The 23,271-nt window shown below is 72.0% G+C and carries 18 protein-coding genes; 8 read left to right on the top strand and 10 right to left on the bottom strand.

What is annotated here, in order from left to right; genetic code table 11:
* The first annotated feature begins 36 nt into the window (after window positions 1–36).
* A complete protein-coding gene (locus OG711_RS25160; RefSeq protein WP_266515992.1) occupies window positions 37–1,260 on the top strand; it encodes a DNA cytosine methyltransferase in 1,224 nt (407 codons plus the stop codon).
* 22 nt (window positions 1,261–1,282) lie between these two features.
* Here the strand turns inward: OG711_RS25160 and OG711_RS25165 are convergent, their stop codons facing one another.
* From OG711_RS25165 to OG711_RS25185, 5 genes are all read right to left on the bottom strand, one after another.
* Window positions 1,283–1,738, bottom strand: a complete 456-nt coding sequence (locus OG711_RS25165; RefSeq protein WP_073793883.1) for a very short patch repair endonuclease — start codon at window positions 1,736–1,738, stop codon at window positions 1,283–1,285.
* Window positions 1,731–2,336, bottom strand: a complete 606-nt coding sequence (locus OG711_RS25170) for a hypothetical protein (protein WP_266515988.1) — start codon at window positions 2,334–2,336, stop codon at window positions 1,731–1,733. The genes OG711_RS25165 and OG711_RS25170 overlap by 8 nt, the downstream gene beginning before the upstream one ends.
* Before the next feature lie 47 nt (window positions 2,337–2,383).
* Window positions 2,384–3,775 (bottom strand): PIN-like domain-containing protein, encoded by a 1,392-nt coding sequence (locus tag OG711_RS25175; protein ID WP_329560589.1) that lies wholly within the window; start codon window positions 3,773–3,775, stop codon window positions 2,384–2,386.
* Between the two features lie 30 nt (window positions 3,776–3,805).
* Complete coding sequence (locus OG711_RS25180; RefSeq protein ID WP_266515982.1) at window positions 3,806–4,825, bottom strand: NaeI family type II restriction endonuclease; 1,020 nt, start codon at window positions 4,823–4,825, stop codon at window positions 3,806–3,808.
* A gap of 61 nt (window positions 4,826–4,886) precedes the next feature.
* Complete coding sequence (locus OG711_RS25185; protein ID WP_329560592.1) at window positions 4,887–5,918, bottom strand: SEC-C metal-binding domain-containing protein; 1,032 nt, start codon at window positions 5,916–5,918, stop codon at window positions 4,887–4,889.
* A gap of 151 nt (window positions 5,919–6,069) precedes the next feature.
* On the opposite strand from OG711_RS25185, the gene OG711_RS25190 reads away from it, so the two are divergent.
* Window positions 6,070–6,435, top strand: coding sequence for a DUF6412 domain-containing protein (locus tag OG711_RS25190; RefSeq protein ID WP_399547496.1), 366 nt, complete (start codon window positions 6,070–6,072; stop codon window positions 6,433–6,435).
* 308 nt (window positions 6,436–6,743) lie between these two features.
* Window positions 6,744–7,484 carry a YidC/Oxa1 family membrane protein insertase gene (locus tag OG711_RS25195; RefSeq protein ID WP_329560594.1) on the top strand — a complete coding sequence of 247 codons (741 nt, stop codon included), beginning with the start codon at window positions 6,744–6,746 and terminating at the stop codon, window positions 7,482–7,484.
* Between the two features lie 692 nt (window positions 7,485–8,176).
* Here the strand turns inward: OG711_RS25195 and OG711_RS25200 are convergent.
* The gene (locus OG711_RS25200; RefSeq protein ID WP_266515975.1) at window positions 8,177–9,271 is read right to left on the bottom strand and encodes a Gfo/Idh/MocA family oxidoreductase; all 1,095 of its coding nucleotides are present in this window, start codon (window positions 9,269–9,271) and stop codon (window positions 8,177–8,179) included.
* A gap of 55 nt (window positions 9,272–9,326) precedes the next feature.
* Here OG711_RS25200 and OG711_RS25205 point away from each other — a divergent pair, with 55 nt between their 5' ends.
* Entirely contained in the window at window positions 9,327–10,496 is a 1,170-nt protein-coding gene (locus OG711_RS25205) for an ROK family transcriptional regulator (RefSeq protein ID WP_329560596.1), read from the top strand.
* Window positions 10,497–10,904: 408 nt separating this feature from the next.
* Here the strand turns inward: OG711_RS25205 and OG711_RS25210 are convergent, their stop codons facing one another.
* Window positions 10,905–13,754 (bottom strand): alpha/beta hydrolase, encoded by a 2,850-nt coding sequence (locus OG711_RS25210; RefSeq protein ID WP_329560598.1) that lies wholly within the window; start codon window positions 13,752–13,754, stop codon window positions 10,905–10,907.
* A gap of 506 nt (window positions 13,755–14,260) precedes the next feature.
* Between OG711_RS25210 and OG711_RS25215 the strand changes: the two genes are divergently transcribed.
* Complete coding sequence (locus OG711_RS25215; RefSeq protein ID WP_329560600.1) at window positions 14,261–15,358, top strand: hypothetical protein; 1,098 nt, start codon at window positions 14,261–14,263, stop codon at window positions 15,356–15,358.
* A 29-nt stretch (window positions 15,359–15,387) separates the two neighbouring features.
* Here the strand turns inward: OG711_RS25215 and OG711_RS25220 are convergent, their stop codons facing one another.
* Window positions 15,388–16,989: an MFS transporter gene (locus OG711_RS25220; RefSeq protein ID WP_073793876.1), complete on the bottom strand. Its 1,602-nt coding sequence runs from the start codon at window positions 16,987–16,989 to the stop codon at window positions 15,388–15,390.
* 375 nt (window positions 16,990–17,364) lie between these two features.
* On the opposite strand from OG711_RS25220, the gene OG711_RS25225 reads away from it, so the two are divergent.
* The 3 genes from OG711_RS25225 to OG711_RS25235 all read left to right on the top strand — a co-directional run bounded on the left by OG711_RS25225 (window position 17,365) and on the right by OG711_RS25235 (window position 20,089).
* A complete protein-coding gene (locus OG711_RS25225) occupies window positions 17,365–17,511 on the top strand; it encodes a hypothetical protein (protein WP_178391177.1) in 147 nt (48 codons plus the stop codon).
* A gap of 162 nt (window positions 17,512–17,673) precedes the next feature.
* Window positions 17,674–18,453, top strand: coding sequence for an HAD-IIA family hydrolase (locus OG711_RS25230; protein WP_099283322.1), 780 nt, complete (start codon window positions 17,674–17,676; stop codon window positions 18,451–18,453).
* A gap of 229 nt (window positions 18,454–18,682) precedes the next feature.
* Window positions 18,683–20,089: a hypothetical protein gene (locus OG711_RS25235; protein ID WP_329560604.1), complete on the top strand. Its 1,407-nt coding sequence runs from the start codon at window positions 18,683–18,685 to the stop codon at window positions 20,087–20,089.
* Window positions 20,090–20,948: 859 nt separating this feature from the next.
* Here the strand turns inward: OG711_RS25235 and OG711_RS25240 are convergent.
* Together OG711_RS25240 and OG711_RS25245 are read right to left on the bottom strand one after the other, a co-directional pair.
* A complete protein-coding gene (locus OG711_RS25240) occupies window positions 20,949–21,611 on the bottom strand; it encodes a YdcF family protein (RefSeq protein ID WP_329559839.1) in 663 nt (220 codons plus the stop codon).
* Between the two features lie 372 nt (window positions 21,612–21,983).
* Complete coding sequence (locus OG711_RS25245; RefSeq protein ID WP_329559838.1) at window positions 21,984–22,796, bottom strand: GntR family transcriptional regulator; 813 nt, start codon at window positions 22,794–22,796, stop codon at window positions 21,984–21,986.
* Window positions 22,797–23,271 lie beyond the last annotated feature (475 nt).

The following is a 23,271-nucleotide window of genomic DNA, read 5'->3' on the forward strand; positions in this document are numbered from 1 at the left end:
TGAGGCGTCAGCGGGGAATGGGTCAAAGGAGGGTGCATGACAGGCACTGAGGAGCACGGTACGGACCGTGTCCTGGAGGACAAGCCGGAGTTCACGTCGATTGAGATCTGCGCGGGCGCGGGAGGCCAGGCCATCGGTCTGCACAAGGCCGGATTCCGGCATCTCGCGCTCGTGGAGATCGATCCGCACGCCGGGAACACACTTGAGGAGAACATCCGCATCCAGCCGGACTGGGCGTGGGAGAAGAAGTACTGCGATGTCGTACGCGGGGACGTCAAGGACTTCGACCCGAAGCACGATCTGAACAAGAGCGCGGTCTGGCGGGGCCAAGAGCTTGATCTGCTGGCGGGCGGGGTCCCATGCCCCCCCTTCTCCCACGCGGGCAAGCAGCTGGGCAAAGCGGACGAGCGCGACCTCTTCCCGGAGATGCTCAGGCTCGCGCGGGAACTCCAGCCCCGGGCCGTGATGATCGAGAACGTCCGCGGCATCATGGACCCCAAGTTCGACGAGTACCGGGAATGGATCACCGGCGAGCTGGAGAACGGCTTCCCGGACGACAAGGGCATCCCGCGCGGCCCCCGCTACACGGTGGGCGAGTGGGATGTGCTCGAAGCCAGCAAGTTCGGTGTTCCGCAGCTCCGTCCGCGCGCGATCCTCGTCGCTTTCCGCAGTGATGTCATCAAGGACCTGAAGTACGAGTGGCCCAGCCCTACCCATGACGAGGTCGTACCCGTGGTGGAGGCCCTGGCCGCCACGATGAAGGAGCGCTACGAGGCGTACGCGGAGGGGCCGGAGGCGGAGCGGGCCCGCGCTGCCCATGAGCGCTGGATCGACTGGGCGGGAAAACGGCACCGCGACCTGCTTGGCAAGGGCGGCGGTATCGCGCCCACCCTCGTCGGCGGATCGAAGAAGCACGGCGGCGCGGATCTCGGACCCAGCCGGGCGAAGGCGGCCTGGAAGCAGCTCGGCGTGAGTGGCCTGGGCGTCGCCAACGACCCCAAGGTGTGCCGGGCGAAGGAAACGGAAGACCGCGACCTGTTTGGCGCCGACGGTCCGATGCTCACCGTGCAGCAGGCCGCGATCATCCAGGGGTTCCCGCCCGAGTGGGAGTTCACCGGCGGTAAGACAGCGCGCTACCGGCAGGTCGGCAACGCGTTCCCCCCGCCGGTGGCCGCCGCTGTCGGCGCCTCGATCATCCAGGTGCTGGAAGCCGCGCGCGAGCGTGACCAGTCAGGCAAGGGCGCACCCCGGCGGGGCTGACCCCGCCTGGGCGGGGGCCCGCTCAGCCCGGTGCGGGCCGCCGCCGCTCGACCTCCGCCGCGATCCTGACGGCGCAGTCCTCGGGTGGCTCGTGCTCCCAGAAGCGGAGTACGAGCCACCCGGCCTCGGCAAGCCGGGTGTCGGTGTCCCGGTCGCGTGTCACATTGACGGCGACCTTGCCGGACCAGTACTCCTCGTTCGTCTTCGGCCGCACATAGTGCTCCGGGCAGCCGTGCCAGTAGCAGCCGTCCACGAAGACCGCGACCTTCGACGGCCGGAAGACCAGGTCGGCGGTCCGCCGGAGCCCCGGAAGCGGCTTCGCCGAGACCCGGTACCGCAGCCCCCGCGCGTGCACGAGCCGGCGGATCAGCCACTCCGGCTGGGTGTCCCGGCTGCGGATGGCCTGCATATTCCGCCGCCGTGCGGCGGACGAAGCCCAGGACCCCGCTGGCCGTTCCCAGGTTTCCGGATCATTCATCGCCGGAGATTCCCGCGTCACGGAGCATCTGCGCCCTCCGGTCCGCCGGCAGCGACTTCTTACTCCTGATGATATTCCGGGCGATGGAGGGCAGCTTGCCGAGATCGACCTCAAGGGAACGCAGTTCGTATCCGCCCTGTTCGTTCCCGCTGCCGGTGGGGTGTACATCAAGACCCAGCTCGCGCAGTTCCCGGATCCTGCGCTCGGTATGCACATTGTCCGCCGTGACGATCCGGATAATGGCGGCTGGCACCGGTCTTGCCAGCTGTTCGTGAAGCAGGGCGAAGATCCGCTCATGCACGGAACTGCCGTACGGCACCCGCAGTATGGACTCCGGAATCGCGTGACCGTAGCGCGCGGTCAGCTCCCGGAGAATGACCCCGCGCACGTGGTGGAAAGCCGCGTCGGAATCGGGGAGATACATCTCCATCCTGGCCTGGACAGCCCTCGCCGTGACTTCCTTGGTGTAGGCGTAGCTCTCGAAGAGCTCCATGGGGCTGGCGTGGGAGTCCACCTTCTCCAGCAGGCTCCGCAGCGCGTGCTCGGCGTCCGGCTTCAGCTTCCGCCACTCTCCGCCGGGCGGCTGCTCTTCTGTCACGGGTGCGGTCCTCTCCTGACGTACACATTGCGATGGGGCGGGTCAGCCTACGGTTCTGCCCGCGGGGCGCGGTCCAGCTGCTGTGCGGCAAGCCGCTGCACGGCCCGGCGCTGCTCCAGTGGCAGCAGCCCCAGGGAGCGGACGAACCACGGAGCGATCCGCGTGGAGCTCCGGTAGGGCCACTCGCCCAGCCGCAGTGCGTCCCCGGGTATCCAGCCCGGCTCTGCGTCGGCCGACCACGCGGCGGCCGCGATGGAGACCAGCGGCTCGTCTTCCTGGGGCTCGCGCCGCCCGAGCTGAACCGTGACTCCGATCAGCCACCAGACAAAGAGGTGATCCAGCAGAGCGGCGGCATAGCCGTCGAGACCTGCCGCCTTGCTGGCGGCCTCCGCCAGTTCCGGGGGGTGCGGTGTGAGAGGGGCTTCCTCCTCCGTGATCTCGATCCGCGCCGGAGGTATGGCCGCGCGGTCGATCTCGTCATAGGTGGCCGCGGCGATCTCCGCGTGCAGGAAGCCGTCCACACCCCGGTAGAAGTGCCCGGGTGTCTCGATGCGCAGCTCCGCTCCCGTGCGGTTCCTCAGTTCGCTCATCAGCGACGGCCAGGGCCGTGCGGCCCGCCCGTGCTCAGCGGGCTGGTACCAGTCGTCCTTCATATCCGCGGAGACGAACAGCAGCCGTTTCCGGCCGTCCGGCATGGTCAGACGGTCGATGACCTCTTCCCACAGCAGATAGTCGCCCGCAGCCGACAGCGGTGTGCCCTTTCCGGCGTCTTTGAAGCCCGGCGGTATCTGGTTGGGAAAGCGGTAGGAGACAGCCTCTGTCACGCGCTGGTGGACAACTGGCGGACTGGGAGGGTCCGCGATGTTCTCACCGAACAGCGCGGCCACTCGCGGCAGTACGGGGTCCTCGGTATCGACAGACCCGGGTGCCAGGTCATGGTCCTGCTTCAGCGCCTTGACCTGGTCGATAAGGGCCGTCTTCCACTCTCCTAGCAGTGTGTCGACAGCCTGGCTGGAGATCTCCGAGGCGAGCTGTTCGCTGGCCTCGGCGTCCCGCGCGTATTTGACGAGCAGGCCCTGGACCAGTTCCCTCGCCGCGAGAATGGCCTTGTTGGCCTCGCCGAGCCGCCTGTTGACATTGCCCGGGGCGTCATTGAGTGCCTTCCGCCGCTCCGCGATGACACGGTGACGGCCCTGGACGAACTCCAGCCCCACCTGATGGGGCAGCCAGAGCCGGTCCCGTACGCTGCTCAGCGCGTCCAGCACCTGCTCGCGTGCCGCTGGTGTGTACTCGTAGAGACTCAGCAGCACATTGGTGTCGAGGACGATCAGCGCGTCGGTGAAGAACGCGGACCGGTCAGGCCCGCTCCCCGCGGTGTCCGCACGAAGCCAGTCCTGGTACTGCCTGATCAGGGGGAGTTCGTTCTCCGGCCCTTGCATGAGGGGATTCCTTCGCCCGGGTGGATGTGGTCACAGTGCTGACGGCTGTGCCGCGCTACTCGTCTTCGGCAGCAGCGGGCCCGGCTCGTGCGGATCTTCCGGCCCGGCGAGTACCCAGGCCGCACCGTCCAGATCCACCCGTGGCCGGCTGGCGTGCCGGGCGTTCGCCGTGACGACCCGCGCGCTCACGAACTCGCCTTCCCGGGGGACCGGGACACCGAGTTCCGACGCGATGCGCTGGTGGCTCGCGTAATCGCCCATGATCAGGATGCCCTCCGCGCGCAGGGCCGACCGGGACCCGCCGTTGCCCCGCACCCGCTTCATATAGTCCTTCTGCTGAGCCACGGTGCGCACGACGTTCCGTCCTATCCGGCGGCCGCGGGCCCGGCGGAACAGCTCGTTCAGCCGGGCCTGGCCCGACGCCGGGGCGAAGACGGCCGCGCGGTCGGCCGGGTCCATATGGAGCAGGACGTTCTCGGGGAGATCCAGGTGGTGCGCCGCGGTGCCCGGCTGTCCCGGGCCGCGCTGCCACAGCCAGTGGATCTTGTCACGGTGCTTGGCGCTGAGAGTCAGCTTGAGGTCGCGGTTATTGCCGCCGTTCAGCCACTCACGCCGTACGCGCAGCAGGCCGGCGCTCCAGAGCGACCGGCTGTCATCCGCCCACACCAGCAGACAGATATGGCCCAGGGCCTCCGGAGGGATCATCCACCCGCCGAACTGCTGTGAGAACTTGCAGTCCACATCGACACCGGCGATCCGGTAGTCCATGCTCACGCCGTCCCCGAACCGGAACCGGCGCTGGAGATTGATCTCGACGAGAGTGCCGGCGTGGGTCTTCTCCGTCTTGAGGAGGGTCTTCCAGTCGTACCGGCCGGTGGTTTCCCCGTCGAGCAGCTGATCGATGGTCTCGCGCAGTACGGCGCTGAATCTGTCCCCCGTGGGGTCCAGCTGGAGGATGTCCTCCCGTACCGCGGAGATCTCCAGGTCAGGCGCGCTGTCATCCGGTATGGCCGGAACTCCGGGGACAGCGGGGTCTTCGGGCAGGGGCATCACGGTCAGTGCCTTCACTCTCCAGATATCAGGATGTACGCCGGGGCCGGGGGGAGGGCCGTCACCCCGCCCCGTGGCACTCCCCGTACCCCCGGCCCGAGCCGCACCAGCACGGGGCGGTGGGGGGCGGGGGCCAGGGTTCGGCTCGGCCTCGGGCCGCGAGGGTGGTGGTGTACTGGGGGAGGAGCGAGGTGTCCGTGGGGGAGGCGGCCTCGGAGGCGGCGAACGCCTCGTACGAGGGGACCGTGGCGGTGACGATGCCGAGGTTCGGGGTGCCGGACGCGGCGAGTTCCCGCAGGGAGGACTCTATGGTCGCCAGGTGCTCCTCGTGGGAGGGGTACTCCTCGGCCAGCGACGGGTACGCCTCGACCAGCTCGGCGAGTTCGCCGGCCGGCCAGTGCAGGACGGCCACCGGGAACGGCCGGGACAGGGCCGCCCGGTAGGCGCCGAGTTCGGCCCGCAGCCGGGAGATCTCGGCCTTCAGCTCCGCCGGGTTGTCCGACCCCAGCGACCACACCCGCTTCGGGTCGTGCAGCTCGTCCAGCGACACCGCCCCGGTGTGCAGACCGTCCGCCAGGGTGTCCCACGCGTCATGCGGCTCGCCCAGCATGCGCCGCACCCGGTGCCGCCCGTACAGCACGGGACGCACCTCGGCCGGTGGCCGCTCGGCCCCCGGTTCCACCAGCAGCGCCGCCGCCTCGGTGAACGTGTCGTGCGCGGCCTGGAGTTCGTCGTGGGACTCCAGGGCCTCCGCGACGATCACCCAGGGCGCGGGGTGCGGCGGCGCCGCCGCCCGGACGCCGTCGATGATCGCGCGGGCCTCGGCCTCGTGCCCGTACTCCCACAGGTTCGCGGCCTTCAGGGCCCGCACCAGGGCCGGGTTCTCCAGCGGGGCCGCCAGGTCCGGTGACAGCAGGCGGTCGTAGAGGGCGCTCGCGCGCTCCCGTTCGCCCGCGAGTTCCAGATGTGCGGCGGCCTGGGACAGCAGTTGCTCGGCGTCCTCGGGGTATCGCCCGGCTGTGCGCTCCAGGCGGTCGGCTTCTGCGACGTGGTCGGCGGAATCGGCGTGTTCGGCAGGCGTGTCGGGGCGCATGGATGACACCGTACTGCGGCCGGTGGGCGGGGGTGGGGGAGCGGGCTCCTTCACCGGGGCGGGAGCGGGCTCCTCCCCAGGGGCGATGACCCGGCGGGCCCGCATCGGGTATAACGGCGGGAAGAGACGGACTTCGGCCGGGAGGCAGTACGTGGACCGCGCGGGCGGGACGAGGAGCACGGCGGCACGGACCGGGCGGTCCGGCCGCTCCGGCGCGCCGTCCGCGCGCCACGCGCTCCTGCTGCTCACCCTCCTCCTCGAACCGCTGCTGCTCCTGCTCGCCGACACCGGCGGTCTCGCCGCCGCCGTCGCCCTCGCGGCGACCACGGCCGCCACCGCCTTCGCGGTCGGCTCGCTCATGGCCGCGCGGCGGGTCCCCGCCGTACCGCGGACCCGGGTGCGCACCGCCATCCGCGACCGGGAACGGCGCACCGCCTTCCTGCCGCAACGCGACCCCGACGCCGCGGGCCGCCCCCGCCCCAGGGCCCCGGGACTCCCCGCCCTGACGGCCGTCTGACCGACACCCGCAGCCTCCCGCCCGGCCCTTGTGCCCGGCGTCCCTGACCGCACCCCCGCCCGCCCTGTCCGGGCCGGCCCCCGTCCTCGTACGGGAGGTCCGCCCCGTACGGGAGCGTGCGTCCGGGCGGTCCGGGGCCCGGCCCCTGGCCGGGAGCACTTCCCACCGTGAGGGCACCGCCCCCGGTACGGAACGGGCTGCCATGGGTGCCGGCGCGCGCCATGCCGTCACGCCGGGGCGAGGACCCATGTCCGCGCCCCCTCGCGTCCGTCTCCCGGCACGACCTCTCCCGGAAGGGCCCCCGCGCCATGTCCGTCTTCGCCGATCTCGTCGCGCGTCTCGCCGACCTGCTCGACCCCCTGTTCGCCGGTTCCGCCACCGCCGCGGCGATCGTGTTGTTCACCGCGTGCGTACGGTTGCTCGTCCATCCCCTGTCCCGGGCCGCCGCCCGCGGGCAGAAGGCGAAGGCCGCGCTGGCCCCGCGCGTCGCACAGCTGCGGGTCAAGCACCGCAAGAACCCCGAGCGGCTCCAGCGGGCCGTGCTCGAACTGCACGCGGCGGAGAAGGTGTCGCCGCTGTCCGGCTGTCTGCCGAGCCTGCTCCAGGTGCCCGCGTTCTTCCTGCTCTACCACCTGTTCTCCAGCACCAGCATCGGCGGCGAGGCGAACGCCCTGCTCGGGCACTCGCTCGGCGCGGCGCCGCTGGGCGGACGCTGGGCCGACACCTGGGCCGACGGCGGGGTGTTCGGGAGCGCGGGGCTCGTGTACCTCGTGCTGTTCGCCGTCGTCGCCGGGGTCGCGACGTTCAGCTACCGTCTGGCGAAGACGCAGATGGCCGCGGCGGAACTGCCCGCCGGGGCGGGCGGGCAGCCGCTGCCGGGGATGGACACGATGGCTCGGGTGATGCCTCTGGTGTCGTTCCTGACGTTGGTCACGGTTGCCGTGGTGCCGTTGGCGGCGGCGCTGTACGTGGTGACGAGTACGGCGTGGAGCGCGGCCGAACGCGCCACCCTGTACCGCGGCGCCGCGCCGTCGCCCCTCCCCGCCTGACCGCCTTCGCCGGCGCTTCGGGGTTCCCCACCTGGACGTACTTGTTCCCGTGTGGTGCGTTCGTGGGTGCGCAGTTCCCCGCGCCCCTGGATGCTGCCCCCTTGCGGTCGCTTCTCGGGTGCGGGTCCGCCCTCGTCTTTTGCGCAGTTCCCCGCGCCCCTGGGGTTCCCCGCCTGGGCGTACTTGTTCCTGTGCGGGTCGTCCGGGGGTGCGCAGTTCCCCGCGCCCCTGGATGCTGCCCCTTCGGGTTGTTCGCCGGGTGCGGGTCGGCCCTCGTTTTCGCGCAGTTCCCCGCGCCCCTGAAGGGGCACCCCCCTCCTCGCGCAGTCGCGCTGCTGCGGGAGGGGGTGGGCGGGAATCTCTGCTCGCAGACTCCGATGCTCTTCAGTCGGGTCGCTGCACGTCGTACCGAGCGTGTCGGATCGAGGACGGAGAATCCCGACCGGCACCGACCCGAAGAACCGACCGGACGCGCCCCAAAGGGGCGCGGGGAACTGCGCGAAAACGACGAGCGACGGCACAGGAACAAGTGCGCAAGGCCGGACAGACCTGGGAAGCGCAAGCGAAGGCGACCCGCGGGGAACTGCGCAAAACCACCGAACGACGGCACAGCAACGAAGTGCGCCCCGCACAAGAAACCCGACGAGCGACGGCGCAGGAAACAAGTACGCCCAGCCGGACAGGCCTCCGCGTCACACGGGAATCCGTACCGCCGCCCCCTCCTCCGCGGACCGCCGAGCCGCGGCCAGCACCTCCAGCGTCCCCGCGGCCTCCCGCGCCCGCACGGGATTCGCCCCCACCCCCCGCACCGCGTCCGCCACGGCCGCGTAGAACGCCGGATAGTCACCCGCCAGGGTCGGCTCCGGCCGCCCCCCACCCGTCAGCGGGGACTCGCCCGAGCCCACCCGGCCCCACAGCGACTCGGGCTCGACACCCCACCCGCCGTCCCCGCCCGCCCCGGGCCTCGCGCCTTCGCGCAACGCCGACTCCTGCGGATCGAGGCCGTACTTGACGTAACCGGCGCTGGAGCCGAGCACCCGGAAGCGGGGCCCGAGCTGCGCGGCCGTCGCGGAGACGTACAGATGCGAACGGACCCCGCTGGTGTGCGTGAGCGCGAGGAACGTGTCGTCGTCGGCCTCGGCGCCGGGACGCCGTACGTCCACCTCCGCGTACACCGTGTCCACCGGGCCGAACAGGACCAGCGCCTGGTCGACGACATGGCTGCCGAGGTCGTACAGCAGGCCGCCGATCTCCTCCGGGTCCCCGGACTCCCGCCAGCCGCCCTTGAGCTGCGGACGCCACCGCTCGAAGCGGGACTCGAACCGCCGTACCTCCCCCAGCTCACCGCCCGCGAGCAGCCGCCGCAGGGTGAGGAAGTCGTTGTCCCAGCGGCGGTTCTGGAAGACGGACAGCAGCAGCCCGCGGGACTCGGCGAGCGCGTCCAGCTCCCGCGCCTCCGCGGCCGTGCCGGCCACCGGCTTGTCCACCACCACCGGCAGTCCGGCCCGCAGCGCGGCGGTGGCCAGCGGTACATGGGTCCGGTTGGGGGACGCGACGACGACGAGCCCGAGCTCGCCCGTACGGGACCACAGCTCATCGGTGCCGTCGGCGATCCGGACCCCCGGGTACGTGGCGCGCACCCGTTCCTGCCGCTCGGGGTTGGCCGTGACGACGGTGTCCAGGACGAGGCCGTCCGCCGCGGCGATCAGCGGGGCGTGGAACACGGAGCCCGCCGTCCCGTACCCGATGAGTGCGACACGGAGGGGAGAGTTTCCGGCTGTGGTCATGGTCTCACTTAAGCAACGCTGTTGCCTAAGTGCAAGCACAAGGGACAATGACCGGGTGGACACGGGCGACGGCACGGACAGCGGCGAGGACGACCGCGACGGCGAGGACAGGGCCGCGGGCCCCCGCCACGCACTCGCGGGCGCCGGCGGTGGCGGCGGCGCCAACCTGCCCGTGCTGCGCGGCCACAACACCGCGCTGCTGCTCGGCCTGCTGAGGACGGCCGGCCCGGACGGCACCGGCCGCCGCGAACTCGCCGCGGCCAGCGGACTCACCCCCCAGGCCATCAGCAAGATCGCCGCCCGGCTGCGCACCGAGGGCCTGGTCGCCGAGACCGCCCGGCGCCCCTCCACCGGCGGCAAACCCTCGACCCCGCTGCGGCTCGTCCCCGGCGCCGCGCACGCCGTCGGCGTCCATATGGAGCGTGACGGGCTGACCGCCGTCCTCGTCGACCTGTACGGCACGGTGGTCGCCGAACGCCGTACCCCGCTGGACCTCGGCGCGGGCACGGAAGCCGTCCTCGACGCGGTGACGGACACCGTCACCACGCTGCGCGCCCGCCTCGCCCCCGCCGCCGCCGCGCCGCTCGGCGCCGGGGTGGCCCTGCCCGGCCCCCTCGACCACCGCACCGGCGTGCCGCGCCGGATCACCGGCTTCCCCGAGTGGGACGGCTTCCCGCTGCGCACGGCACTGCGACGGCGGCTGGGCACACCGGTCGTGGTCGGCAAGGACACCGACGCCGCCGCCCTCGGGCTGGCCCTCGCCGGGGCGGACGGCACGTCGTTCGCGTATCTGCACCTCGGCACCGGACTCGGCGCGGGCCTCGTCCTCGACGGCCGGGTGCTCCGGGGCGCGGGCGAGTTCGGCCACCAGGTGGTCCAGCTCGACGGCCCGCCCTGCGGATGCGGCGACCGGGGCTGTCTGGAGGCGGTGTGCCTGGCCGCGCTGGCACGCGGGGACACGGCCGGGGCCGCGCGCGTGCTCGGCACGGGGGCGGCCAACCTGGCGGGACTGCTCGGCGTACGTGCGGTGGTGCTCGGCGGGCGCGCCGTACGGGACGCCCCCGGGGTGTACGTCAGGGGCGTGCGCGAAGCGCTCGGCGCACGGGCCGCGCGCACGGGCGACCCCGATGACGTGCCGGTCCGCACGGTGCCCGGCGGGGACCGGCTCGTCGCCGAGGGCGCGGCCCAACTGCTGCTGGCACCGCTCTTCGGCCGCGGCGGATGAGAGAGCCGCCGCACGAGCCCGACGGACGCTACGGGGGCGGACGGCTCCGGGTGCGCCGGACGCCTTGGGCGAGCGCGGCCCCAAGTGCGCCGTCCGCACCGGGCGGCACGGTCGGGTTCCCCGGGGACCGCAAGGGCGCCGCGGCCCCCGGCGGCGCGCCCCCCGTGGCCCCGTGATCCCCGCCGCCCCCTGATCCCCGGGGACCCGGGGACCCGGGAACCCCGGAACCCCGGGACCCGGGGACCCGGGAACCCCGGAACCCCGGAACCCGGGAACCCCGGAACCCCGGGACCCGGGGACCCGGGGACCCGGGGACCCGGGAACCCGGGAACCCGGGAACCCGGGAACCCGGGAACCCCGGGAACCCCGGGAACCCCGGAACCCCGGGGGGACAGCTAACCGCTACCGCTACGGGGCGTCCCGCACCGTACCGGTGAACTCCGGACCGTAACTCGGCTCACCGCCGTCCTCCGGGGTGACGACGAGCTGCGCTCGCAGGTACTCCTCCGGCTCGGTCACCGTGTCCTTGGTGACCGGCACGGAGATGTCGGCGCTGGACCGGCCCGGCTGGATGTCGGCCCACAGATACGGCGCGTACGGAGGGTCGTACAGCCCCGACAGGGGTAGCGCCGGGTCCGGGACCGTCCCGAACTGGGTCTCGACCCACTGCCGGTCGACGTCGTCCGTGTCCAGTTCCCTGCCGGAGGTCACCGGCCGCAGTACGAGCCCCGCGTGGCTGAAGTCCGTGTCCACGGCCTCGGACAGGGTCACCCGCCAGGTCAGGCTCCGCCCCTCGGTGACGTCGTCCGCGACCGTGGTCAGGGTGACCCTCGGCATCGGGTCGTCGTTCCGTACGGTCAGCGTGCCCTCGTACGAGCCGATCACCGCGCCCCGGACGGCCTTGACGTAGGCCCGGTGCTCGATGTCGTGGCTCCAGCGGGTGTTGCCCTCGACCTCGACCGGCAGCTCGATGCGCTGCCCGCTCCCCGGCTTGACGGTCACGGTCCGGGTAACCGGCCGTTCCCCGGTGGAGTCGGGGAGGAACACCCGTACCTCGCCCTCGCCCCGGCCGCGTACCCGGGCCGGGATCGAGAGGGTCCGCACCCCGGAGTCGCCCTCCTTGACGGACGCCTGTCCCAGGTCGACCCGCGGCAGCTCCGCCACCGCGCCCACGGCCGGGGTACCGGGGCGCCAGCCCCACGCGTCGACCAGCCAGAGCTTGCCGGAACCGGTCCGCGGCGTCAGCTCCAGGCTCTTGATCCTCTTCAGGTCCAGCCCGGCGGCGACCGCGGCCTTCACCGGGACACGCAGTTCCCGGCCCCACGCGGACGTCGTCATGTCGGTGCCCGGCAGTCCGTCGACCGTGACCCGGCCCAGCCGGGCCCGCTTGCCCGAGGTGTCGGTGACAGCGACATCCAGCTTGGTACCGGTGGTGTTGGGCGGTACGAACATCCGCAGCGCGAGCGACTGCGAGCCCGCGAGGGAGAAGGACCGGGCGGGCGTCACCCGCACCGGGACACCGGACCGGCTCCACTTCGCCGTGACCGAGTGCCGTCCGGGCTCCGTCCCGAGCATCCAGTGCGCGAAGTGCGGTGACTCCGTCCCGCCCCGGCGCGGCAGACACACCTTCGCCCGGTCGCCGGTGAGGTGCTCGCAGATCCGCCCGCCCGCCACCTTCGTGGCGGCCGAGGGCAGCACCGCGACGGTGCGGTTGCCGCCGACGGCCTGGGCCGGCGCGCGGACGGGACCCGCGGACGGCGCCCTGCGGTGGCTGCCGTCGAGCAGCGGGCGCACCTTGTCGTCACCCGCGACGAACAGCCGCGCGGCGGCGGCGATGTACGTGGAACCCGCCCGCTGCTGCCGCTCCGCGCTCAGCCGGGTCGCCGTCCCCGGCGAGCAGACCGCGTCGTCGGTCCGCCGGAAGTCGTCGGTGGCCGGGGCGACGGCCTGGCCGGGCGTCCACTCGGTGTTGAAGAAGTTGTGGTTGGCGCCGACCATGTACACCGAGCTGTGCAGCGCCCTGCCCCGGCTGATCCCGCGCGTACGGTCCGCGTACATCTGGCCCTGGAGGTCGTACACATCGCCGTCGCAGCCCGGCAGGATCGTCATCGACGGGACATCGGGCGCCGGGTTCTGGCCGAAGGCGGTCGGGCCGATGAGGACCGTGCCGCGGATCTTCCAGCGGACCGGCCCCGGATGGCCTTCCTGGTCGGCGGGCGGCCGGTACAGACTGTCCAGCGCGGCGCGGTTGACGCCCTCGCCGCCCCGGGAGTGCCCGACGAGGAGCACCTTGTCCAGATCGGCCCTGGGCAGCGCGCGGACGGCCGCCGGAGCGCTCGCGGGGTTCGCGGACCAGCCCGCGAGCCGGGCGAGATGCTGCCGCACGAGCGACGAACGCGCTTGCGCCCCGGAGTCGTCCAGCCTGCTGTCCTGCGCGTTGATCCCGTTCGCGGAGACCGACACCGTCACATAGCCCTGCGAGGCGAGCAGCCTCTGGTCGTGCAGATAGCCCCGGTAGCTCGGTATCTGCCGGTAGCCGTCCGCGCAGGGCCAGTCCATCGCGGTGTCGGACGTGGTGTCGTAACAGGTGACGTGCCTGCCGTGCAGGAACAGGGCGACCGGCCGTTTGCCGGGCGCGTTCCGCGGGCCGACGACCACGGCCTTCATCTCGACCTCGCGCGGTATGCCCGGCAGCTTCAGCGACGCCAGGCTGTACTCGCCGCTGACGGTCCCGTACCGGCCCTTCACCCCCGGGTCGACCGGGTTCACGGGCGCGGGCGCCGGATTCACCGCCCGGGGTCTCGCGGACTCCCGGGACGACGGGACACCCACCGGCCTGCCCGCCGCGTCCAGCGACCGTCCGCCCGCCGACACCCGCAGTTCGTCCCCCGGACCGATCCGCGCGGTCCCGACCCGCAGCCGGAACGTCTCCTGCCGCCGGTCGGGCACGGGCACACCCAGCAGCCGCCCGCCCGAGTGGAACTCGACCCGGGCGTCACCGATGGGCAGCGCTTCGGACGGCGTCCATATGAGCTCCCGGCCGGCGCCCGCCCCCGATACGCGCCAGCCCGGCGGCAGCGGGGCGCCGACGCTGTCCCCGGCTGCTCCTGCTGCTCCGGCTGCTCTTGCTGCCCCTGCTGCTCCGGCGGTGCCGGGCGTGGGCGCCGCTCCTGGTGACGCGTACGCCAGCTCCGGGGCCCCGGCCGCCAGCGCGAGCATCGCGACGGCGGCGGCACCCTTGCGCGAGACACGGATCAAGGTGGTCCTCCTTGCGTTCGGTCCTGCTCCCGGCCCCGGAAGAACAGGGGCCTCCTCCTCCGCAGGACCGAAGCGGGCGGACCGGAGTTGACTCCGGTCCGGCGGGTGGCGGGAAACAGCCAACGGGGCCCGGACGAGAGGCTGATGGGGCTCGGGTGCGGGACGCCCACGGGGTCCCGGTATGAGACATACGGGGTTCGGGTGCGGGTCGTGACGGGGTTCGGGCCGGGACGGGGGCGGGGTCCTGATGGGGTGCTCGTCCCGACCGGACCGGGTGCGGGACCTGACGGGGCTGGGGCGCGGTCCGGACGGGGATCGGGCGGTGACACAGGTACGGCACGGACGGGTGACGGTTCCGGTGTTCGCGCGAGAACTCCCGCCGTGCGGGGAAGGGGCTGGTGTTCAGGCGACATCCGGGCGCTGATCGGGTGGGGTTCGCCGCCGTACCGTTCGCCGGGCGCGGGCGCCCGGAAGACCTCGTGCGTCCACGACCCGAAGGCGCGCCCATGCCCCAGCCCCGCCGTGTCCGCCGACCGCCCGCCGCCCGCCGTGTCCGCCAGTTGTTCACCGGACGGTCTGTTCGCGAGCTGCCCGCCGGACGACGTGTCCCCGCGCTGCCCGCCGGATGCCGCCCTTTCCGCGGATCGCCCGCCGGACGCGGCATCCGTCGACTGCTCGCCGGAGCAGCCGCCGCCCTGGCCCTCGCCCTGGCACTGGCACCGGCCCCGGCGTCGGCCCTGGCGTCGGAATTGGTCCTCGCCCCCGGTGCCGCCCCCGCCGCTTCCGCCGGCCCTGCGGTGTCGTCCGGTCCGCACGCGGCTCCCGCCCGGCCCTGGGGCCCCGCGCACCCCCCGGCGCCCCCGTACTCCGCCGCGGATTCCCCGTACTCCGCCGCGGTCCCCGTCCCCCCGTACCCGCCCGCGCCCGTGCCCGGCACCCCGCGCGCCGGTACGTTCCCCCTGACCACCCGGATCGAGGGCGCCCCCGATGTCTACCGGCCCGGCGCGCCCCCCGAGTCCTGGACCCTCGGCCTGGTCAACACCACGGGGACCGGGTACCGGGGTGTCCACCCGGTCGTCGTCCTCGTGGACGAGGACCGGACGCTGCGGCCCGAACAGGTACGGCTGGAGTTCCACGACGGCTCCGGATGGCGGGCCGCGCGCACGACCCGCACGGGCCGGGACGAGACCGTGGGCGTCTTCGACGGCGACGGGTTCACGGTCCCCGCCCACCGGACCGTGCCCGTCCGGGTCAGGCTCGCGGTCACGCGGGACGCGGCCCCGGGCGAGGTCACGGCCACCGCCGCGCTGGTCCAGCGCCGGGGCGACGACGGTGAATGGGTCGGCGAGTCCGGCCCGTACACCTTCGACGTGCGCACCGGGCCCGCCGCCCCGGCCACCACGACGACCGGCCCGCCCCGCGCCTCCGATCCCGGTACCGTCCGGTCCGGCGCCCCGGTCACGCCCGGTCCGCTGCCGCGTGAACTCGCCGTGACGGGCGCCCAGGCCACCGCCTTGGTCGCCGCCGCGCTCACCCTCGTCCTCGGGGGCATCGCCCTCTATCTGGCGGTCCGCCGCTTCACCCCGCCGCGCGACCACCGCTGATCGCGTCCGCGCGTCCACGAGGTCCCCGCTCAGTCACGGTCCGCCAGGGCCGTGTCCGACGTCTCGCCCTTCCCGCCGCCCTTCCCGTCACCCTCCGCGCGCCCCGGCGCGGTCGTGGGCGTGGACGGGACGTGGCGCAGCCGGACGCCCGCCCAGACCGCTGTCGCCAGGGCCACGGCCGCGGCGGTCGCCGAGGTCAGGTTCAGCCCCAGGGTCAGCGCTCCGCGTGCCGCCGTGAGCAGGGCGTCCGCGAGGTCACCGGGCAGGTCCGCGGCGATCCGTCCCGCCCCGCCCAGGGTGTCGCGCACCGATTCCGTCGCCTTCGCGGGCAGTCCCTCGGGCAGCTCGCCGTCGATCCGGGACCGGTACACGGCGGTGCCGAGGCTGCCCAGCACGGCGACCCCCAGCGCGACCCCCAGTTCCCCGCCGGACTCCGACAGCGCGGACGCCGCGCCCGCCCGCCGGGACGGCGCCGTACTGATCACCAGGTCCGTGCACAGGGTGATCATCGGGCTCAGGCCCAGCGCCACCAGCAGATATCCGACGATCAGGGTCGGCAGGTCGTCCACGCCCGTCAGCGCCAGCAGCACGAAACCGGCGGACGCCAGCACCATGCCCCCCGTGATGACCGTCGCGGGCCGCCACCGCCGCGCCAGTACCGGCGCCATCAGCGAACCCGCGACCGTCCCCAGCGACGCGGGGACCATCCACACCCCCGCCAGCAGCGGCGACAGCCCCAGCACCTCCTGGAGGTACAGGGCGATGAACACCTGCGTCCCGCCCATCGCGAACATCCCCAGCAGATAGGTGAGGAGCGAGGTGTTGATGACCCGGTTCCGCAGCAGCGACAGATCCAGCAGCGGGTGGGCCAGGGTGAGCTGACGCCGTACGAACAGCGTGCCGAGCACCAGCCCCAGCGAGCCCACCAGCAGCGCCGTGCCGTTCGGGCCGTGCGCGGCGGCCTCCTTGACCGCGTAGACGACGCCGATCATCGCGGCGACCGACAGTCCCGCGCTCAGCGGATCGACCCGCCCCCCGGCCGGATCGCGGTACTCCGGCAGCAGCAGCGGCCCGAGGACGAGCAGGAGCAGCATCACGGGCACGCCCATCAGGAACACCGAGCCCCACCAGAAGAACTCCAGCAGCAGTCCGCCGAGCAGCGGCCCGATGGTGGTGCCCACCGAGAAACTCGTCATCACCACGGCGACCGCCACCCCGCGCTGCGCCGGGTCGGGGAACATCACCCGCACGAGTGAGAGCGTCGACGGCATCAGGGTGGCGCCCGCGATCCCGAGCAGGGCCCGCGCCGCGATCAGGGTCGTCGCGCTGTCGGCGTACGCGGCGAGCACCGACGCCACACCGAACAGGACGGCCCCCAGCAGCAGGAGCCGCCGCCGGCCGAACAGATCACCGGCCACGCCCATCGGCACCAGCGCGCCCGCGATCAGGAAGCCGTACACATCCATGATCCACAGGAGCTCGGTCGAGGACGGCCCCAGATCGGCGCTCAGCTGCGGCACCGCCAAATACAGGACGGTCACGTCCATCGAGATGAGGAGCGTGGGCAGGGCGAGTACGGCGAGCCCCGCCCATTGCCGCCGTCCGGCGCGGTCGGTCGGTCGACTGGTCATCAAGGCACTGTCTCCAAGGGGGCGGGGCGGGGGCGCGGGGGCGCGCGGGCGCGGGTTCCGGCGGTAGGGGGTCGGCGGTACGGGTGCGGCGGTACGGGTGCGGCGGTACGGGTTCGGCCACGGGGTCCGGTCGCGGGTGCGGCTAGGCACTTGTACCGGTGTGGGAGTGGCCCGGGTACTCGTCGTACGGTGGGGCGCCGTGTCTTGACCGGCCACTTCCCTGGTTCTTCACGGGTCCGCCACGGTCCGGTGCCGGTTTCCGTACAGATGTGCGGTCGGCCCGTACCTGGGTAGGGGAGCGGCGACCGGATCGGGCGACGGAATCGACCGGGCTTCACCGGTGTTGAGCGGGTACAGCGTCATGAGGAGCAGAAAATGGCTGGACTGGTGAACAGGATCAAGCAGTTCGTGCGGAGCCCGCAGGGGCAGCGCGCGGTGTCCGAGGTGCGTCGGGCCGCGTCCGACCCGCGCCGCCGGGCCCAGGCGCAGCGGCTGCTGGGCAAGCTGCGGGGGCGCCGCTGAACACCGGTGCGGTGGCGGTCGGGTGCCCGCCGGGGCGGGCGGGCGTGGGGGACGGCCTGCGGGGTCGGTATCCGGCCACGCTGACTACCCTGGGTGGCGTCGGTACGGAGTCGTTCCGGCGCCACATCAGCACCGCACCATGGATCTTCAGGAGACCGGCACATGGCAGAGCGCAAGCCCATCGAATCCTGGCTCACCGACATGGACGGGGTCCTCATCCACGAAGGTGTGCCGATTCCCGGCGCCGACGCGTTCATCAAGAAGCTGAGGGAGTCCGAGCGGCCCTTCCTCGTGCTGACGAACAACTCCATCTACACCGCGCGGGACCTGCACGCACGGCTCGCGCGGATGGGGCTCGACGTGCCCGTCGAGAACATCTGGACCTCGGCGCTCGCCACCGCGCAGTTCCTGGAGGACCAGCGGCCGGGGGGCACCGCGTACGTCATCGGTGAGGCGGGGCTGACCACCGCGCTGCACGACATCGGGTACGTCCTCACGGACCACGACCCCGACTACGTCGTGCTCGGCGAGACCCGTACGTACTCCTTCGAGGCGATGACCAAGGCCGTCCGGCTCATCAACGACGGCGCCCGGTTCATCTGCACCAACCCCGACGAGACCGGCCCCTCCGCGGAGGGCCCGCTGCCCGCCACCGGTTCCGTCGCCGCGCTGATCACCAAGGCCACCGGGAAGGACCCGTACTTCGCGGGCAAGCCGAATCCGCTGATGATGCGGACGGGGCTCAACGCGATCGGGGCGCACTCGGAGACGAGCGCGATGATCGGGGACCGGATGGACACGGATGTCCTTGCCGGACTGGAGGCGGGGATGGAGACGTTCCTGGTGCTGACGGGGCTCACCACGCGTCAGCAGATCGAGAAGTTCCCGTTCCGGCCGTCCTGGGTGGTCGACTCGATCGCGGACCTGGTCGACCGGATCTGATCCCCGGGTTGGGTCCTCCCGGGTAGACGTACTTGTTCCTGTGCCGTCGCTCGGTGGTTTTGCGCAGTTCCCCGCGCCCCTTCGGGACGCAACCGGTGTCCGCACGACCCGCACAGGGACAGGTACGGCCAGGTGTGGAACCCCGAAGGCGCGAGCGAAGGCGGCTGGCGCCTTCGGGGGGTGTGACGGGACCATGGGGGCCGGGGACGGGTCGAACCGAGGTGGGGTCATGCGTAGTTACACCCGTGTGTTCGTCGGCAACTGCCTCTTCACCACGGTCTGTCTGCTGCCCGTCCCCTTGGCCTTGCTCGTGGGATGCATCGCCTGGTCCGAGGGCGACGACTGGGCCTGGATCGCCTTCACCCTCGGATTCGTGGGCGTGCTCGGTATCGTCCTCATGGCGAGGCGGACCACGTACAAAGAGCTCCCCCTGGTCACCCGCAAGAACCGTCTGAAGGTCACGAAGGTCTCCTACGGGGACAACACCTTCGTGATGTGGGCCCCTCACTCCGCGAACGGCACACCGGCCGCGGAGTTGGTACGTGCGGACGTCCTGGAGGCGTCCCTGGTCCGGTACAGCCCCGAGGGCGAGGCGACCTTCACGTCCTACTGGCGGGAGTACACGCCCGACGAGTTCACGCCGTTGATCAGACTGAGGCTGCGGGTGCACGGCGCGGAGGACACCGACGGCGCCGACGGTTTCGAGATCACGGACGAGTGGCGGATACCGTCCCTCTGCCTCTCGGCGGTCACCGTCGGACGTCTGGTCGTCCTCGTCGAGCCCGCCGCGGCGCCGGGGCAGAGCCGGGTCGTCCCGCAATGGCCGCGCAGCACGCTGCTCGCGGGCACGAGGACCTGCCGCGTCATCGGCCTCGACGGCCGTACGACGGAGGTGACCCGGCGCGTCGGCCGCCAGCTGCGGCAGATGCGGATCTCGCGTGCCGCGGGTGGCGTCGCGATGAACGGGGACACGATCGACGTCCGGCGCCTGGAATCGCGGCTCGCGGCGCGGTACACGGAACTGGCCGAATGGGCGGAGGCCCACCCCGAGGACCGCGCGCCGTCGACCGAACCGGGCGAGGAGGCCCGGTGGATCGTGGACGACCTGCCGGGAGAGCGGGCCGGGTTCGGCTCCGTCGGCCGCCGGTGGTCGCGCCGCGGGGGAGTCCTGGCACTCGGACGGTTCCTGCACATGGGCGGCACGGACGTTTTCCAGGACCACGGTCCGGTCCTGGACATCGTGCTGCGTGTGTACCCCGTGGACGGCACGCCCCCGTTCGACGCCGCCCGCCGGCTGACGGTGCCGATGGACTACCTGGCCGTCCTGCACCGCACCACGGATGTCGTCCTCAGCGTCAACCCGGGCGGCACGACGTACATGATCGACTGGAGCCGTACCAGCCTGCTGGCGGGCCTCGCCGCGGCCACGGTCATCGCCCCCGACGGCGAGGAGATCCCGGTGACGGGCCGCTCCGAGACCATCTGGTCCCTGATGAACCTGCTGGCGTCCCAGGGCCTCTCGAACCCGTCCCCCGTCCTGGACCTCCGAAAGCGCCGTATGAGCCCAGCGGCCCCCACCCTCCTGCAAGCAGCCCGCAGCACACCGCACAGAACCAAGTACGCCCAGAGGGGATGACCCCAGGGACGCGAGGAACCGCGCACCCCGGACCACCCGCACAGGAACAAGTACGTCCAGAGGTGGAACCCCAGGGGCGCGGGGAACTGCGCACCCCCGGAGCGACGGCACGGGAACAGGTACGTCCAGGTGGGGAACCCCAGGGGCGCGAGGAACTGCGCACCCCCGGACTACCCGCACGGGAACAGGTACGCCCAGGTGGGGAACCCCAGGGGCGCGGGGAACCGCGCACCCCCGGACCACCCGCACGGGAACAGGTACGCCCAGGTGGGGAACCCCAGGGGCGCGGGGAACCGCGCACCCCCGGACCACCCGCACGGGAACAGGTACGCCCAGGTGGGGAACCCCAGGGGCGCGAGGAACTGCGCACCCACCGAGCGACGGCACAGGGACGAAGTGCGCCCAGCCGGACAGACCTAGGAAGCGCAAGCGAAGGCGACCCGCGGGGAACTGCGCAAAACCACCGGGCGACGGCACGGGAAACAAGTACGCCCAGCCGGACAAACCTAGGAAGCGCAAGCGAAGGCGACCCGCGGGGGAACCGCGCACCCACCGAGCGACGACACAGCAACGAAGTACGCCCAGCCGGACAGACCTCACAAGCGCAAGCGAAGGCGACCCGTACACCGAAAGGCCCCCGAACGGAGTACCGCACCGGGTCCGGAGGCGCGCCCGGGCCCCCCGCGCGTGACCCTGGTGTCTACCAGGAGGTTCACGATGCGCACCCGCCCGATCACCAACTCTGTCGGTCCCAGTCCGCCACCGTTCATGCCCGTTCAAAGCCCTGACGCTGGTCCCGGACGCTGGGTGGTTGAACCAGCCTGAACGAGGGCGGACGAGACTACGGATGAGACTGCGTTCAGCGGCGAGTGGCCGTCGGCATGAGGCGACTCGTGAAGCCGTCTCGGCACAGTCGCTCGTACGCCGCCATTACGTTCTCGGGCACGTCCTGCTTGATCATGAATCCCTGCTCGGGGTAGATCAAGAGCCGCTGGAGTGCGCCGACGAGCATGTCGATCACGAGTCGGCCGTCACCGATGCTGTCGACGTACTCGGGGAGCTCCATGGGAGCCGAAGCGCATACGAACTCGACGCCGGGCCAGAGCTTACGAGCGGTCGCATGCGCCCGACGCTGCTCGTAGGGCTTGGAGACGAGCAGGACCGACGAGACATCGATGCCTGCGGTCTCCAGGAGCTTCCGTGAGCGCGTGATGTTCTGACCGGTGTTCGTGGCGGTCGGCTCTACGAGTATCGCGGCGGCCGGCGCCCCGAGGCTGAGCGCGTGTTCCCGGTAGGCGACTGCCTCGCCATCGGGGAAGCGCGCCCGCGTAGTCGGGCTGTTGGCTCCGGTGAACACGATCAGGGGGACCAAGCCAGCCTCGAGCGCTTCGACTACTGTGGTGGCGACGCTCAAGTCATGGCTGCCGAGGCCGATCGCGACGGAGCAGGGTTTCGGGGCGTGGTGCATCTGGTGGTAGTCCCAGATGAGACGCGCGTCCTCCCACACCTGTACTGAGATCACTGATTCCGCCCATCTGCCGCTAGGCGTACCGCTTCGGCTGCCTCGACGTCGGGGAGCTGCTGGGACCACGTCAGGAACGCTGCCCGAGACTGTTCCGGATCTGCTAGGCCGCGCGCCGCGGCGAGCTGCCCCCACGTCGTTCCGTGCCTCAGGCCCTCGCGGACCAAGTGCTGCTCCTGGTCATCAAGGACGCGGCGGATCGCAGCGCCGAGGGCGAGTGCGGCGAGCGCATTCGACGCGGGGTCGCGTCTGTCCCTGCTCGTGCCACCTGCGGTGTGGCGCTCCCGGCGGGCCGCCAACAGCCACAGATCGGTGGTGGGAATGTCGCCGGGAGCCGTGATGACCGCCGTGTCGATCGGCTGAGGCTTTCCTTCACTCGGCACTGGGCCCTCTTTTCTCGGTCTTCGGGTCGCGAGTGGAGTCGGGGACCTTGAAGTCGTACTCCCACGCGAAGCGCGTGGCGGCGTGGACACCGATGGCGAATTCCACCACTGTGCCATCTGCTGTGTACGCGGTCCGATGTAGCTCGACCACGGGTTCGCCCGGCGGGAGCTGGAGCAGCTTCACTTCCTCGGACGTGGGGACGCGCGCGGACAGCTCCTCCTTCATGTGGTCGATCTCGTACCCCGCGTCGTACAGCACGCGAAAGCCGCCGCCTCGGCCTGCGGGACCGGGTGCCGGGTTGACGATCCTGGTCCCCTCGACGTGCTCGGGCCGGTAGTAGCTGGTCAGGGTGTGCGTCGGCTGCTCGCCTTCCTTCACCAGGCGCGCTCGGGCGTAGACCTCAGAACCCGCCGGCAGGCCATGAGCCGCAGCGACAGCCGGGGGCGCGGCGACCCGGCTCACGGTCTGAGTCTGCTCGCCGCGGCGGTACGCGCGGCCAGAGGCGACGCGATCGGCAATGAACGCCACCTCGTCACCGTCGCGCCACTTGGCCTTGTCGTACCGCGCGATGCCGAGCCGCTTGAGCGGGGTCTGCTGCCGCACCACGGTGCCGTGCCCCCGCGATGAGGTCACTAGGCCCTCAGCCTCAAGAGCCTTGTAGGCCGCGTGGACCGTGGACTTGGAGCCCTCGCCCGCCTCCACAAGGTCCCTAATGTGCGGGAGCCGCGTGCCCGGCTCGTACTCGCCGCTCTTGATGCTCTGGGCCAGCTTGTCCGCCAGCTCTCGCCACTTCGGCGCCATGGGGAACTCCTCTCGACGGCTCCAGTCAAACACAGTCCCAGGACTGTTGACAGTCCTGGGACTGTGCGTCATTGTTCTCTCACGGGCCGCAGTCCTAGGACAGCGGAACGGGAGTGGCTCTCTTTGGGCTGCTTCGAAAGCGCCCGGAAGCCCTTCGCAAGGGGGTCTAAGGAAGCGTCTGTTCGTTGAGAATTGAACAGTGTGCGGGTTTCTGAGCCGTCTCCCCTGTAAGTGACGGCCGCGCGGGTGAAAGACCGCGCATACCTGTCCGCTCCGTCTGCGAGCGGCCGACTGCCTCTTCTGCCCGTCCGGCGCCGCACCTCGTGCGGTGGCCGTACGGGCAGGGGTGCGGGGAGTCGGGAGTGATCCGACCCACAAGGTGCGGCACCCGGGTTGCCCCCCGGGTGCCGCGCACGGGCACCTGTGATGGAGGCACCTGTGGGAACGAGTCTGACAGAAGAAGAAAGGGCCACAC

The sequence above is a fragment of the Streptomyces uncialis genome (genome assembly GCF_036250755.1).
Lineage (GTDB): Bacteria > Actinomycetota > Actinomycetes > Streptomycetales > Streptomycetaceae > Streptomyces > Streptomyces uncialis.